Origin of the sequence: Ruegeria atlantica (assembly GCF_001458195.1) — a bacterium.
In the GTDB taxonomy this organism is placed as follows: domain Bacteria; phylum Pseudomonadota; class Alphaproteobacteria; order Rhodobacterales; family Rhodobacteraceae; genus Ruegeria; species Ruegeria atlantica.
Genome location: NZ_CYPU01000039.1, coordinates 583,631 through 596,956, shown reverse-complemented (window position 1 = coordinate 596,956; position 13,326 = coordinate 583,631). Strand labels below are relative to the sequence as shown.

The window sequence follows — 13,326 nt, the reverse complement described above, 5'->3', positions numbered from 1 at the left end:
GCCTAGACGCTGATCTGTTCCGGCGGATTATCTAAAAGCGCCCGCAGGCGCTGCATTGCGGCCTCGAACCGCTCCAATGACACGTGCCCATTCATCGCAATGCGTACGGCGTTGGGGGCACGCCCGTCCCGCAGCGCGAACTCGTCGGCAGACCGTAACTGAATGCCTTCGCGTTCAGCAGCACGGCTGAATGCGGCGGCACGCCAACCCGACGGCAAGTTCAGCCAGACAAACGGCACGTCCGGCGCCCAGTTCAGATCAAAGCCGCCAAGCGCATTGACCGTCACCCGGACATAGTCGCCCATCCGGGCACGGACGTCCCTGGCAATCTGCCGTGTCCGCGGATCAGACAGCAACAGCCGGGTCAGCTCTGCAAGCGGTTGTGCCAAACCGAAATAGCCGTATTCGGCTGAGCGCCGAAGATCGACGCTGCGTTCGCGCGGGGCGATGGCGAACCCGACCCGCAGGGCTGGCGTCAGGATCTTTGAGATCGACGAAACATGCCAACCCCGTTCAGGTGCCAAAGCGCGATAGCTGGGCTCGCGTGCGTCCCCCATTCGATAGCAATCGTCTTCAATGATTTGCAAATCATGGCGGCGGGCGACTTCCACAACCTCTTTTCGACGTTCCAGCGGCGTATGTGTACCGGTTGGGTTTTGCACCTCGGGCGAGACGCAAACTGCTTGCGCCTGGGTCTGACGCAAAATGTGATCCATAGCCTGAGGGTCAATGCCCCACTTGTCCATCTTCACGCCGACAACCTCGGCTCGCATCAACTCACCTGCCCGACGGAAACCGGCATATGACAGATCTTCAACCAGAACGACCGGCTTGGGGCCGCGCAGGATCGTCTGAAACACCAGGCAAAGACCATTTTGCCCACCATGCGTCAGAACCACATCATCATGGGTCACTGCGCCAAGCGGCAGATCTGAGAGCCATTCAACGACCGCCTGCCGCATGGGTTGGTACGCATCGCGCGTCGGGTAATTCATCAGCAAACGCGGATCGGCTTGTGACACTTTCTTAAGACATTCCCTGATCAGGGCCACCTGCCCCACGTCCGGTAATCTGGGGCTGAACAGGCTGACATCGGCGTTGTACTTGTCGTCGCGCAGGTGAAGTTGTCTTGCCCACACATCGTCCAGCAAAGGTGATTTTGGAGGGGCGACAAATGTACCACGTCCAACCTCGGCTTGTAGCAAGCCTTCTTCCGTCAGAATCGTATATGCCCGGGCAACCGTGCCGGGCGTTATTTGTAACCGATACGCAAGCTCCCGGACTGGAGGCAGTTTAGATCCTACCTCCAGCGCTTTGTTCTCAATCGCTTTTCGTATTGTATCGGCGACCAGTGTGTACTTGGGACCTTTGGATTTTGGTAACACCTCTGGCCAAATTGTATCCATTACAATTCTTCCTTTGCTTTTGACACAATCCCGAATGTATCACGCCCATGTACCGAACATTAGTACTTTGTGTCAATACAATTTGAAAGGATACCCAAGATGACACGCCATATGCACAACCCCGCCCTCATGCTGCTGAACGATAGCCCTCGGCTGCCGATGATCGCCGCGCTGGCCGTGCGGTTTGCGGCGACTGTCACACAGTGGGAACGACAGCGCCGCAGCAGAATTAACCTGTCCAAGTTGGATGATCGCATGCTTAAAGATGTCGGCCTGACCCGCCCCGCGGCCGACCGCGAGATCAAACGCTATTTCTGGCAGTATTAATTATCCCCAGTCCCTATCGGGACCTCTTCCTAGGCCGGGTTTCATACCCGGCCCTTTTTATCCAAACACCGCCGCTGCAGACCCTGCAGGTGGCAATGAATAGGTCATCGTAGCCCGCGCAACGGGTTTGACAGAGCCTTCCGAGAACATCAGAACATCGCCTACCGCAAGCGTCTTGCCCAGTTTTAGCAAGCTGCAGCGCGCGATCATATCGTTGGCCCCATCGGGTTTGCGCATGAAGTCCATCGAACACCCTGTCGTCACCGCGAGCGACTGACGTCCTTTCAATGCAAGGATCATTGCATAGACGCTGACATCGGCCAGACCGAACATCGACGGGCCTGAAACTGTCCCCCCTGGACGCAGATGTCTGTCCCCGACTTTCAGCCGCATTGTGATTGAGTTTTCATCCAGCCTGTCTATGACAAAGTCCTTCTCGACCTGCGGAAACACCTCGACCAGATAATCTGACAGTTGTTCGCGGTTCAAAACCAACGACATACTTCCCCTCCTCGAATTGCCGTCCTAGAGTTGGCCCGACATCAGATCGGAGAGCAAGATGGGAATTCTGGAACGTAACGACATGAATGGCGTTGCCCGGTTGAAAATGAACGCGCCAGAGCGCCTGAATGCCCTGAGCGAAGAGATGCTGGCGGCACTTCAGACTGAATTCGACGCCTTAAGCAACGACTCGAGCATTCGCGCCGTAATCCTGTCCGGCGAAGGTAAAGCGTTTTGCGCAGGTCACGATCTGAAACAGATGACTGCCGGACGTCAGAGCGAGGACGGGGGAAAAGCCTATTTTCAAGACCTGTTCGCGCAGTGCGCCAAGATGATGCTGTCGATTCAATCACTGCCCCAACCCGTGATCGCGCAAGTCCACGGCATCGCCACGGCGGCCGGCTGCCAACTGGTGGCCACTTGTGATCTTGCGATTGCAGCCGAAGGCACGCGCTTTGGTGTAAACGGGGTCAATATCGGGTTGTTTTGTTCGACCCCTATGGTGGCCCTCAGCCGGAATATCCCCCGGAAACAGGCATTTGAAATGTTAACAACAGGCGCGTTCATCTCGGCGGAACGCGCGACAGAGCTGGGCCTGATCAATCGCGCCGTACCCGAAATGTTGTTGGAACATGAAACGATGGCGCTAGCCGAACAACTAGCGGGCAAGCTTGGATCAGCGGTCAAAGTGGGCAAACAGGCCTATTACAAGCAATTGGATATGCCGATCGAACAGGCCTATGCCTATACCGGCGAGGTAATGGCACAGAATATGATGCATCGGGATACCGAAGAAGGAATATCTGCATTTATCGAAAAAAGGCCGCCAAATTGGGAACAATAGCGAGATTATTTAAGGAAATTTTCGCGACTGTTCGCAATTTAGTCCTTTTCAAAAGGGCCACACTGTGGCAAAGCTGAGACATGGCTTAGGCCCAAATACGCTTTTGGGTCGCTGTAGGCGGAAGGTCCCTCCATGCTGGTTTCTCTCACCGGCGCTGACATTCCCGCTACGGCGACCCCAAGTACCCTACTAAAATTGCTAGCTAATCAACGCGAAACTTGGCGTGTGTTGCGTTGCGCGATGCTGTGGCCTATGTGGCAACTCATGACACAGAAATTGCATATAGTTGGCGGCGGCATGGCAGGGTCCGAGGCGGCCTGGCAAGCAGCGGAAATGGGCGTGGATGTTGTAATCCACGAAATGCGGCCCAAAGTGGGCACTTTTGCGCACCAGACCGGCAATCTGGCCGAGATGGTGTGCTCGAACTCCTTCCGCTCGGATGACGACGAACAGAATGCCGTCGGTCTGCTGCATTGGGAAATGCGCGCGGCCAACGGGATCATCATGACCACCGCCGATACGCATCGCCTGCCCGCCGGTGGGGCTTTGGCCGTGGATCGTGATCCGTTTGCCGAAGCAGTAACCGCCAAGCTTCAGGCCCATCCGCGAGTTGAGGTAACGGGCGAAGAAGTCACCGCCCTGCCCGAAGACGGCCACTGGATCATTGCGACGGGTCCGTTGACTTCGTCGTCTTTGGGTGAATCGATACGTTCCGAAACTGGCGCCGAGGCGCTGGCGTTCTTCGACGCCATAGCCCCGATCGTCTATGCCGACAGCATCGACATGAGCCAGGCGTGGATGCAGTCCCGTTATGACAAGGGCGAAACCGAAGAAGAGCGCACTGCCTATCTGAACTGTCCCATGGACCGCGATCAGTACGAGGCCTTCATCGACGCCCTGTTGGCGGCGGACAAAACAGAATTCCACGAAGGTGAAACTGCCGGGTATTTCGACGGCTGCCTGCCCATCGAGGTTATGGCGGAACGGGGCCGCGAGACGCTGCGCCACGGGCCGATGAAACCGGTCGGCCTGACCAACCCGCATCAGCCTGACGTCAAACCTCATGCGGTTGTTCAACTGCGCCGCGACAATGCACTTGGTACGCTGTTCAACATCGTCGGTTTTCAGACCAAGATGAAATATGGTGCACAGACTGACGTATTCCGCATGATCCCCGGGCTTGAGAATGCCAGTTTCGCGCGCCTGGGCGGGATTCATCGCAATACATTTATCAATTCTCCGACATTGCTAGACGCGCAGATGCGGCTGAAATCAAAGCCGAGTATTCGATTTGCCGGCCAGATCACCGGTGTCGAGGGGTATGTGGAAAGCGCTGCAATGGGCTTGTTGGCCGGTCGGCTGGCTGCTGCCGAGATCCTGGGGCGTTCCCTGCCCGAGATCCCGCAGGACAGCGCCATGGGTGCGTTGATACACCACATCACCGGCGGGGCCGAAGCCAAGACCTTTCAACCCATGAACGTCAACTTTGGTCTGTTTCGCCCGGTTGATGGCCTCAAAGGGGGGCGCCGGGGCCGTAAGGACCGGTACAAGGCCTACACCGACCGGGCCAAGACGGAATGGACAGACTGGCTGGCGCATTGCTGACTGGACGCATTGTGCCCTACCAGCCTAACATACGGGTATGAGCGACAAATACCTCAAAGACGCCTATGGGCTTGATACGCCTGAGGCGACCCGTACGCATTATCAGAAATGGGCCTCGTCATACGACGCCGAAGTTGGCTCACATGGCTACGCCACGCCTGGCCGCGTGGCCGAGGCGCTTTGGTCCCAGATGCCCGAATCGCAGACGCCTGTTCTGGATTACGGTTGTGGCACGGGTCTGTCCGGCAAAGCCCTGCACGATACGGGATTTCAGGTAATCGATGGTGTGGATCCCACGCCAAAGATGCTTGAAGGGGCAGCCGCCAAGGAGGTTTACAGAAACCTCACGACGTTTGAGATCACCGATCCGGAACCGCTGGAGCAAGATGCTTATAAGGCAATCACAGCGATTGGCGTGATCGGAACCGGCGCCGCCCCGCCAGAGACATTCGACCTGTTGATGAAGGCGCTACCCAAAGGCGGCTTACTGGCCTTTTCTTTCAACGATCACACACTTGACGATCCGTCCTTCACCACCCGTTTAAACGATTGGCTGGACATGGGCGCTGCGCGGTTGTTGTTTCGGGAATACGGGTCGCATCTTCCCGGGATGGACCTTAAATCTGACGTATATATTGTTGAAAAGACGTGACATTCATTACCAGATTTGCCCCATCTCCTACGGGTCCGCTTCATCTTGGCCATGCCTGTTCTGCACTTCTTGCCAGTGATATGGCCGCCGCTGAAGGCGGTCAATTTTTATTGCGGATCGAAGACATCGACCGCTCCCGCTGCCGGGCAAATTGGGAAGAGCAGATTTATGACGATTTGACCTGGCTAGGATTGACCTGGCCAGAACCCGTGATGCGGCAATCGTCTCGTGTGTCAACTTATAAAGACGCGCTGAAAACGTTGTGGTCACAAGGTCTGTTGTACCCGTGCACCTGCAATCGTCGGGACATTGCCGCCGCCGCCGGAGCGCCGCAGGAAGGAGTTCCTCTGCATGGGCCGGATGGGATCATTTATCCGGGCACGTGCAGGCATGTTTCAGTGCGATCGGGCCCGATTCCACAAGATTTGCCCCTTCGACTGGACATTGAAATGGCTGCACGTGTAGTTCCAGATCTGTTTAGGACTGCCACTCAACCGTTTGGAAAAACCGCGGTTTTCGAAGAAACAGGCGCGGGACCGAAAGGGGAAACGGGGCCCGTCACTTTCACTGCTGATGAGTTACGGGACACAATCGGAGACGTGGTATTGTCCCGGCGCGATATGGGAACGTCCTACCATCTATCCGTCGTTCTGGATGACGCAGCGCAAGGCGTAACTCATGTCGTGCGCGGTCAGGACCTGTTCGAGGCGACGCGTATCCATGTTCTGTTGCAGGCCCTGATCGGCTTGCCGACACCTGTCTATCACCATCATAAACTGATCCGAGATGATGCAGGCAAACGCTTGGCCAAACGCGACGACGCGCGCGCCATCGCCAAGTATCGTGGTGATGGAGTTACCGCGGAACAGGTTCGGGTCATGGTCGGGCTGTGACCGACCCTAGTCCATCGGCCGCATTAGCTCGACCTCTTCACCATCCCGCACTGCGGTGTAGAAACAGGTGCGCCGGTTCGTATGACACGCCGCGCCGGTCTGTCGCACCAGGACCAGCAGGCAGTCGCGATCACAATCGACGCGGAAATCGATCAGTTCCTGAACATGCCCCGAGGTTTCGCCCTTGATCCAGAACGACTGACGTGAACGCGACCAATACGTCACGCGGCGCGTTTCAAGAGTTTTTTCAACCGCTTCTGCGTTCATCCACGCCATCATCAACACCTCGCCAGAAGCTTCATCCTGTGCGATCGCCGGAATCAGACCGGCGTCGTTAAACTTCAGGCTAGACAGATCGAAAGTGACGGTCTCGGACATTGTAAAAACCTTTTGCATCCCGGTGGATGGCCACTATGTATGGGGAACACGCAACGAGGGAAAGCCATGTCTGGCGAGAACGACCTGATAAAGCTATATTCCGGGCGCATTCTGGCCCTGGCTGCGGATATTCCGCATCTGGAACGACTGGAAAACCCTGATGCGTCCGTCAAGAAACGCTCGCCTTTGTGCGGGTCGACCGTGACCGTGGACGTCAAGGTTGAGGACGGTCACGTGTCCGACTTTGGTCAGGACGTTAAGGCCTGCGCCCTGGGTCAGGCCTCGGCCTCGGTCGTTGGATCCGCTGTAATTGGAACCACGCGCGCGCAAATCGAAACCGCGCGGGATCAACTGTCGGCTATGTTGAAGAAAGACGGCCCTGCTCCGGACGCACCGTTTGACGGGCTGGAAGTTCTTATGCCTGCGCGTGATTACAAGAACCGGCACGCTTCGATTCTGCTGGCGTTGGATGCTACTGCTGAAGCTATGGAACAAGCCGAACAGGCCAACTGCGCCTGAAGATGGTAATTCAATTCAAACCCATCTAACCTCCGCCAAAGTTTTGGGGAGAATTTGGTTTGAATAGTTTGCTGGAACATTTTGTTACCCTGTGGGTCGTTATTGATCCGATTGGAACAATTCCCGTTTTTATCGCCGTTACAGCCGGGCTTGGGGCGGCGGCGCGCCGTAAAACAGCCCTGTTGGCGGCGTTCATAAGTGCCGGGGTTTTGCTGTTCTTCCTTGTTTTTGGGCAATTGCTGATCGAGGCGCTGGATATCGGTTTGAACTCGTTCCAGGTGGCCGGAGGGATCATCCTGTTCCTGTTCGCCCTGACGATGATCTTTGGCGAAAGCAAACAAGAGGTTGAACAACGCGCAGCAGAAGACGATCAGGAAGACAAATTCCACAAGCCCAACCCCGCGATCTTTCCGTTGGCGGTACCCTCACTGGCGTCGCCGGGTGCGATGCTGGCCGTGGTTATCCTGACTGACAACAACCGGTTCAGCGTGGCGGATCAAGGCATCACAGCACTGGTTATGTTGTCTGTCGTGGCCATCGCCTTTGTTTTGATGCTGCTGGCCGAACCGATCATACGACTGATTGGCCATTCCGGTGCTGCCATTATCAGCCGCATCATGGGGATGATCCTGGCATCGGTTGCAGTGAATTCCGTGCTGTCGGCGATGCTCGAAATCTTCAAAACCGGACAGTTGTAAAAAAACCGCCGCTCCTTCCGGGCGGAAAGGGCGGCGGTAGGCAATGCGTGTCTCGCGTGGGATCCGTATTTCCGCGCAGGGCCGAGGCATGGCCCTTTCAAGGGAATTGGGACAGGCAGGTCACCCTTGACAGAAATGGGGACGACGGCGCGGAGTTTTCGGCACGAGATCGCAGGCAGAAAGGGTCAGAACGCTCCGGGAAGGTGAAGGGCAACCACCAGCATCACCACCAATGACACCGCACCTGCCGCATCCTGCAATAGCGTGGAATGCGAACGACTTATGGCGGTCTTGATCTGGGTCAGCATGGTCTCACCTCCGGTCGGGTTTTAATCCTTTGTTGACCTTTTGTTCTCATATTTTGCCGAGTCAGTAAAGAACTTTTTGAGAACATTTGTGAACTTTATAGAACGAAATTGCTAACCCACTGAAATTAAACGGATTGCCTGATCCTGTTTCATAAGCCAAAGTAGAACACGCACCGCCTGCCCACGTTCCGTGGCCAGGGGCGGGTCTTTGCTAAGCAGATTGCGTGCGTCCGTCTGTGCTACGGCCATCAATCCGGCCTGGCGTTCCAGGTCCGCAATCCGGAATTTCGGCAACCCGGATTGGGCCGTACCGATCAGGTCACCTGCGCCGCGCATCTGCAGGTCAGTCTCTGATATCCGGAACCCGTCTTCGGTCTCACGCAGTACTTCCAGCCGTTTGCGCCCACCTTCACTGAGCGGGGGTTGATACATCAACAAGCAGGTCGAGTCCGCCTCACCCCGTCCAACGCGGCCGCGTAGCTGGTGTAGTTGAGCCAACCCGAAAATTTCAGCCCGTTCGATCACCATGATCGAGGCGTTCGGAACATTCACGCCAACCTCGATTACAGTCGTGGCAACAAGTACTTTTGTTCGGCCCTCTTGAAACGCGGCCATTGCGGCATCCTTGTCGGACGCGGGCATCTGGCCATGGACCAGGCCGACAATACCTTCGCCCAGTATGGCACGCAGCCGTTTGAACCTCTCCTCCGCTGCCGTCAGGTCCGAGACTTCGGATTCATCGACCAGCGGACAGACCCAATAGCACTGACGTCCTTCATCGATAGCCCGACGCAAATGCGCCACGACGTCATCCATACGCTCGGTGCTGATAATCGCCGTTTTGATCGGTTTCCGCCCCGGTGGTTTTTCATCCAGAACAGAGACGTCCATGTCCCCATATTGCGCCAAAGCCAGGCTGCGCGGAATCGGTGTCGCGGTCATCACCAGAACATCCGCGCCCTGCCCTTTTTCGGACAGCTCCATCCTTTGGCGGACCCCAAACCGGTGCTGTTCGTCCACGATGGCAAGTCGCAGGGCGTGGAACTCCACATCGCTTTGAAACACCGCGTGGGTGCCGACAAGGATGTGAATATCGCCCTGTTTTAGGGCGGCCAACTTTGCACGCCGTTCGGCGCCCTTGTCCCGCCCAGTCAGGATTTCCAGAACGACTCCGGCCTCTTCAGCAAGCGGGCGTAGGCCTTCCAAATGCTGCCTGGCCAGAATCTCGGTCGGCGCCATCATGACACCCTGTCCACCAGCCTCGACCGCGACCAGAAGTGCCATGAAGGCGACCAAGGTTTTCCCTGCGCCCACATCGCCTTGCAGCAATCGGTTCATCCGTGCGTCCGAGCCCATGTCGGCGGTTATTTCCTTGATCGCCCGCGCCTGGGCCCCGGTGGGTTTGTAAGGCAGATTAGCAAGAACTTTAGCTTGCAGAGCACCAGTGCCGACGCTCACGATGCCCCGGGCCTTTCGCTCGCGTTGTCGCGCCAGAGCCAGCGTCACCTGATGGGCAAACAGTTCGTCATAGGCAAGGCGTTCCCGGGCTGGCGCATGCGCGGCCACGTCATCCGCCCCCTGTGGGTTATGCGCCGCGGATACAGCCGTTGCCCAATCCGCCCAGCCCTGTTTTGACACTTGCGCAGGGTCAATCCACTCAGCCAGCTGTGGCGCGCGGGTCAATGCGCTACGTGCCGCCTTGTACGCCGTTTTTTGTGTGATGCCCTGTGTCAGGTGATAAACTGGCTCGAACTCAGGAATGTCATCCGCGCTTTCCACGGGCAGCATGTGATCTGGATGGACCATCTGCGCCATGCCGTCGAACAGTTCGAGCTTGCCAGAGATCACACGACGGCTGCCTGGCGGTAGAACTTTTTTCAAATAGTCGCCACGCGCGTGGAAAAAGACCAACTGAAACTCGGTCTGCGTGTCTTCGACGTGAACGCGGTAGGCCCCGCCTTTACTTCGCGACGGTCGGTGGGTACCGACCGTGACCTCAACCGTCAATGTCGTTGGCAGATCAGCCCCCTGGATTGTATCGCGCCGCCTGCGATCCACGACAGCGTAGGGCAAGCCGAACAGCACATCACGCGGCGACTCGATCCCCGCCTGCACCATTGTCTGCGCAGTCTTGGGGCCAACGCCCTCCAGAGTCTCGAGCCCCGCGAAAAGGGGAAACAGGATTTCAGGGCGGCCGCTCATGCGGTGCCGATCAGGTGCAGCCATTCATCTTCGTCCAGCGTCTCGATACCAAGTTCCGCTGCCTTCTCGGCCTTGGAGCCCGCACCCGGGCCTGCAACCAGCAAATCGGTCTTCTTGCTGACCGAACCAGAGACCTTGGCCCCCAGTGCCTCGGCCCGGGCTTTGGCTTCGGCGCGGGTCATCTTTTCAAGTGACCCTGTAAAGACAACCGTCTTGCCAGCCACCGGACTGCCCGATGTGTCGGGTCGTTTGGCGTCCTGCACGTCCAATTGCGCGACCAAAGCGTCGATGCTGGCGCGTTCTGCGTCCTGAGCAAATGCAGAAACCAACGCGCGCGCCATGACGTCACCTACGCCATCAATACCCAAAAGCTCGTCCCACTCAGGACCTTCGAAATCAGCGGCTGCGGTGACGGCGCGTTCAAATTCTGGCCAGGAGCCATAGTGGTTCGCGATCAGATTCGATGCGGCCTCTCCGACATGTCGAATGCCCAATGCAAAAAGAAGGCGTCCGAATGGGATTTGGCGTTTTTCATCAATTGCAGCCCAAAGGTTCCCGGCACTTTGCGCGCCCCAACCCTTACGGTTGGCGAGCTTGTTTAGATTGGCCGCATCTCTGTTCTGCAGTGTAAAGATGTCCACCGGGGTTTTGATTGGCAAGTCCGGGTCATCGTAGAACATTTCAATCTGCTTGGCGCCCAGCCCTTCGATATCGAACGCTTTCCGAGATACGAAATGTTTCAATTTTTCAACAGCCTGCGCCGGGCAAATAATCCCACCGGTGCAGCGTCTAACGGCATCGCCTTCTTCCCGAACCGCATCACTGCCGCATTCCGGACAGGTTGTGGGAAAATCATAAGGTTGCGCGTCATCTGGACGTTTCGAAATGTCGACATCCGCCACTTTTGGGATCACGTCGCCCGCGCGATAGACCTGGACCCAGTCGCCGACCCTAATATCTTTCCCATCCCGGATCGTACCGCCCTTTGCGTCGCGACCAGCGACATAGTCCTCGTTATGCAGCGTGGCATTGGACACGACGACGCCGCCAACAGTTACCGGGTGCAGCCGGGCAACCGGGCTGAGCGCACCCGTTCGACCCACCTGAATGTCGATGGCCTCTAGCCTTGTCCATGCCAGTTCGGCGGGAAACTTATGCGCGATAGCCCATCTGGGGGTCGTGGATCTGAACCCCAGCCGGGCTTGTAGCGCCAAGTCGTTCACCTTGTAGACAACTCCGTCGATGTCATAGCCAAGCGTTGCGCGTTGCGCTTCGATGCTACGGTAGTGCTTGATCATCTGATCTGTCGTTTCGCACAACGCTGTCAGTGGGTTGGTTGAGAAACCGAATTCCGCCAACCGTTCAATGGCACCCAATTGGGTATCGGCCAAGGGGGCTGACAACTCACCCCAGGCATATGCAAAAAACCGAAGCGGACGGGAGCGTGTGATTTTCGCGTCAAGCTGCCTCAACGACCCTGCAGCAGCGTTTCGTGGATTTGAAAATACCTTTTCGCCCAGCTCTGTCTGTCGCGCGTTCAGCTTGTCGAAGTCTTCGTGTGACATGTAGACTTCACCGCGCACCTCCAGAACCTCCGGAGCGTTTTTGACGCTGTGCGGAATGTCCGCAATCGTCCGCGCGTTCGCAGTCACGTTTTCACCAATCTCGCCATCGCCTCGGGTCGCCGCCTGCACGAGCTTCCCCTGTTCATATCTTAGGGACAGGGACAGACCGTCAATCTTGGGTTCAGCAGTAAAACCCAGCTCGGCGGAGTCGCTCAATCCCAGATATTTGCGGATTGACCTGTCAAAATCCGAAACGTCCTCATCGTTGAACGCATTGCCCAGGGACATCATTCTGACAGCGTGTACGAGTTTTGAAAATCCCTCCGCCGGTCGTGCGCCCACTTGATCTGTGGGGCTGTCGGGCCGTTTCAACTTAGGGAAACGCGCCTCGATGTCCGCGTTTCGCCTCTTTAGCGCATCGTAGTCGGAGTCCGAGATCTCTGGGGCGTCCTCGGCGTGATACAGCGTGTTGGCCCGCGCAATCAATTCCGCAAGCCGCGCCAGCTCGGCACGCGCTTGATCTTCCGTCAGCTCTGTTACCGCAATTGAATCGCTCATGGCCTCGCCCTGTCACATAGTCTTTGAACCCAGTGATAGGGCGAGGCCATGGCTAGGTCCAGATGTGCTGTTCCATCAGTGAGGGGGTCGCACTGAATCTACGGCGACCAGATTTCATTTGAAGTCAGGCACCAACGGTGATCCGACGTTCGTCCAGACTGTTGCTTTGGGGATCGCGCAGCACGTAACCCCTGCCCCAGACGGTTTCGATATAGCTCTCGCCACCGGTCGCATTGCTGAGCTTTTTGCGCAGTTTACAGATGAAAACGTCGATAATTTTCAGCTCGGGCTCGTCCATGCCGCCGTAGAGATGGTTCAAAAACATCTCTTTGGTCAGCGTCGTGCCTTTGCGGAGGCTTAGCAGTTCAAGCATTTGGTATTCCTTGCCGGTCAAATGAACGGCCTTGCCTCCAACCTCAACGGTTTTGGCATTCAGGTTCACCGCGACCCGGCCCGTATGAATGACGGACTGGGAATGCCCTTTTGACCGGCGAATGATTGCGTGAATGCGGGCAACCAGCTCCTCTCGGTGAAAGGGTTTGGTCATGTAATCGTCAGCACCGAAGCCAAAGCCCTTGATTTTGCTTTCGGTGTCATCAGCGCCCGATAGGATCAAGATGGGTGTTTCGACCCGCGCAATGCGCAGCTTACGCAATACTTCGTGACCGTTCATGTCCGGCAGGTTCAGGTCCAGAAGGATCAGGTCATAATCGTACAGTTTTGCCAGATCGATGCCTTCCTCGCCCAGATCCGTCGCATAGACGTTGAGGTTGGCGTACGTCAGCATTAGCTCAATGCTTTTCGACGTGGTTGGATCATCCTCGACAAGAAGTATACGCATTTACTGCTCCAATTTGGGTCATTTTAACA

General features: G+C 56.7%; 14 protein-coding genes. 7 read left to right on the top strand and 7 right to left on the bottom strand.

The window, feature by feature from the left end; all coding sequences use genetic code 11:
- Positions 1 to 2 precede the first annotated feature (2 nt).
- Positions 3 to 1,406 carry an aminotransferase-like domain-containing protein gene (locus RUA4292_RS12820; RefSeq protein ID WP_058277911.1) on the bottom strand — a complete coding sequence of 468 codons (1,404 nt, stop codon included), beginning with the start codon at positions 1,404 to 1,406 and terminating at the stop codon, positions 3 to 5.
- Positions 1,407 to 1,505: 99 nt separating this feature from the next.
- On the opposite strand from RUA4292_RS12820, the gene RUA4292_RS12815 reads away from it, so the two are divergent.
- The gene (locus RUA4292_RS12815) at positions 1,506 to 1,733 is read left to right on the top strand and encodes a DUF1127 domain-containing protein (protein ID WP_058271589.1); all 228 of its coding nucleotides are present in this window, start codon (positions 1,506 to 1,508) and stop codon (positions 1,731 to 1,733) included.
- 57 nt (positions 1,734 to 1,790) lie between these two features.
- Here the strand turns inward: RUA4292_RS12815 and RUA4292_RS12810 are convergent, their stop codons facing one another.
- A complete protein-coding gene (locus tag RUA4292_RS12810) occupies positions 1,791 to 2,234 on the bottom strand; it encodes a PaaI family thioesterase (protein ID WP_058277910.1) in 444 nt (147 codons plus the stop codon).
- A gap of 58 nt (positions 2,235 to 2,292) precedes the next feature.
- Here RUA4292_RS12810 and RUA4292_RS12805 point away from each other — a divergent pair, with 58 nt between their 5' ends.
- The 4 genes from RUA4292_RS12805 (at position 2,293) to gluQRS (ending at position 6,228) form a co-directional block, all read left to right on the top strand.
- Positions 2,293 to 3,078: an enoyl-CoA hydratase gene (locus RUA4292_RS12805; protein ID WP_058277909.1), complete on the top strand. Its 786-nt coding sequence runs from the start codon at positions 2,293 to 2,295 to the stop codon at positions 3,076 to 3,078.
- 264 nt (positions 3,079 to 3,342) lie between these two features.
- Positions 3,343 to 4,683 carry a methylenetetrahydrofolate--tRNA-(uracil(54)-C(5))-methyltransferase (FADH(2)-oxidizing) TrmFO gene (trmFO, locus tag RUA4292_RS12800; RefSeq protein WP_058278193.1) on the top strand — a complete coding sequence of 447 codons (1,341 nt, stop codon included), beginning with the start codon at positions 3,343 to 3,345 and terminating at the stop codon, positions 4,681 to 4,683.
- 37 nt (positions 4,684 to 4,720) lie between these two features.
- Complete coding sequence (locus tag RUA4292_RS12795; RefSeq protein WP_058277908.1) at positions 4,721 to 5,335, top strand: class I SAM-dependent DNA methyltransferase; 615 nt, start codon at positions 4,721 to 4,723, stop codon at positions 5,333 to 5,335.
- Positions 5,332 to 6,228 (top strand): tRNA glutamyl-Q(34) synthetase GluQRS, encoded by an 897-nt coding sequence (gluQRS, locus tag RUA4292_RS12790; RefSeq protein WP_058277907.1) that lies wholly within the window; start codon positions 5,332 to 5,334, stop codon positions 6,226 to 6,228. Before RUA4292_RS12795 ends, gluQRS begins: the two co-directional genes overlap by 4 nt.
- A 6-nt stretch (positions 6,229 to 6,234) precedes the next feature.
- On the opposite strand, the gene hisI is transcribed toward gluQRS, so the two are convergent.
- Complete coding sequence (gene hisI, locus RUA4292_RS12785; protein ID WP_058277906.1) at positions 6,235 to 6,624, bottom strand: phosphoribosyl-AMP cyclohydrolase; 390 nt, start codon at positions 6,622 to 6,624, stop codon at positions 6,235 to 6,237.
- Positions 6,625 to 6,672: 48 nt separating this feature from the next.
- Here hisI and RUA4292_RS12780 point away from each other — a divergent pair, with 48 nt between their 5' ends.
- Positions 6,673 to 7,125, top strand: a complete 453-nt coding sequence (locus RUA4292_RS12780; RefSeq protein WP_058278192.1) for an iron-sulfur cluster assembly scaffold protein — start codon at positions 6,673 to 6,675, stop codon at positions 7,123 to 7,125.
- A gap of 59 nt (positions 7,126 to 7,184) precedes the next feature.
- Complete coding sequence (locus tag RUA4292_RS12775) at positions 7,185 to 7,823, top strand: MarC family protein (protein ID WP_058277905.1); 639 nt, start codon at positions 7,185 to 7,187, stop codon at positions 7,821 to 7,823.
- 185 nt (positions 7,824 to 8,008) lie between these two features.
- Here RUA4292_RS12775 and RUA4292_RS25470 read toward each other — a convergent pair whose 3' ends face one another.
- The 4 genes from RUA4292_RS25470 to ctrA all read right to left on the bottom strand — a co-directional run bounded on the left by RUA4292_RS25470 (position 8,009) and on the right by ctrA (position 13,297).
- Positions 8,009 to 8,131: a hypothetical protein gene (locus RUA4292_RS25470; protein WP_255414864.1), complete on the bottom strand. Its 123-nt coding sequence runs from the start codon at positions 8,129 to 8,131 to the stop codon at positions 8,009 to 8,011.
- Positions 8,132 to 8,242: 111 nt separating this feature from the next.
- Positions 8,243 to 10,333, bottom strand: coding sequence for an ATP-dependent DNA helicase RecG (gene recG / locus RUA4292_RS12770; protein WP_058277904.1), 2,091 nt, complete (start codon positions 10,331 to 10,333; stop codon positions 8,243 to 8,245).
- A complete protein-coding gene (gene ligA / locus RUA4292_RS12765; RefSeq protein WP_058277903.1) occupies positions 10,330 to 12,456 on the bottom strand; it encodes an NAD-dependent DNA ligase LigA in 2,127 nt (708 codons plus the stop codon). Before ligA ends, recG begins: the two co-directional genes overlap by 4 nt.
- A gap of 124 nt (positions 12,457 to 12,580) precedes the next feature.
- On the bottom strand, positions 12,581 to 13,297 hold the full coding sequence (gene ctrA, locus RUA4292_RS12760; RefSeq protein WP_058277902.1) for a response regulator transcription factor CtrA: 717 nt from the start codon (positions 13,295 to 13,297) through the stop codon (positions 12,581 to 12,583).
- Positions 13,298 to 13,326: the final 29 nt, after the last annotated feature.

Bases quoted from the DNA above. Each gene is read 5' to 3' on its own strand.
- RUA4292_RS12820 (WP_058277911.1), bottom strand. From the start codon at position 1,406: ATGGATACAATTTGGCCAGAGGTGTTACCAAAATCCAAAGGTCCCAAG.
- RUA4292_RS12815 (WP_058271589.1), top strand. From the start codon at position 1,506: ATGACACGCCATATGCACAACCCCGCCCTCATGCTGCTGAACGATAGC.
- RUA4292_RS12810 (WP_058277910.1), bottom strand. From the start codon at position 2,234: ATGTCGTTGGTTTTGAACCGCGAACAACTGTCAGATTATCTGGTCGAG.
- RUA4292_RS12805 (WP_058277909.1), top strand. From the start codon at position 2,293: ATGGGAATTCTGGAACGTAACGACATGAATGGCGTTGCCCGGTTGAAA.
- trmFO (WP_058278193.1), top strand. From the start codon at position 3,343: ATGACACAGAAATTGCATATAGTTGGCGGCGGCATGGCAGGGTCCGAG.
- RUA4292_RS12795 (WP_058277908.1), top strand. From the start codon at position 4,721: ATGAGCGACAAATACCTCAAAGACGCCTATGGGCTTGATACGCCTGAG.
- hisI (WP_058277906.1), bottom strand. From the start codon at position 6,624: ATGCAAAAGGTTTTTACAATGTCCGAGACCGTCACTTTCGATCTGTCT.
- RUA4292_RS12780 (WP_058278192.1), top strand. From the start codon at position 6,673: ATGTCTGGCGAGAACGACCTGATAAAGCTATATTCCGGGCGCATTCTG.
- RUA4292_RS25470 (WP_255414864.1), bottom strand. From the start codon at position 8,131: ATGCTGACCCAGATCAAGACCGCCATAAGTCGTTCGCATTCCACGCTA.
- recG (WP_058277904.1), bottom strand. From the start codon at position 10,333: ATGAGCGGCCGCCCTGAAATCCTGTTTCCCCTTTTCGCGGGGCTCGAG.
- ligA (WP_058277903.1), bottom strand. From the start codon at position 12,456: ATGAGCGATTCAATTGCGGTAACAGAGCTGACGGAAGATCAAGCGCGT.
- ctrA (WP_058277902.1), bottom strand. From the start codon at position 13,297: ATGCGTATACTTCTTGTCGAGGATGATCCAACCACGTCGAAAAGCATT.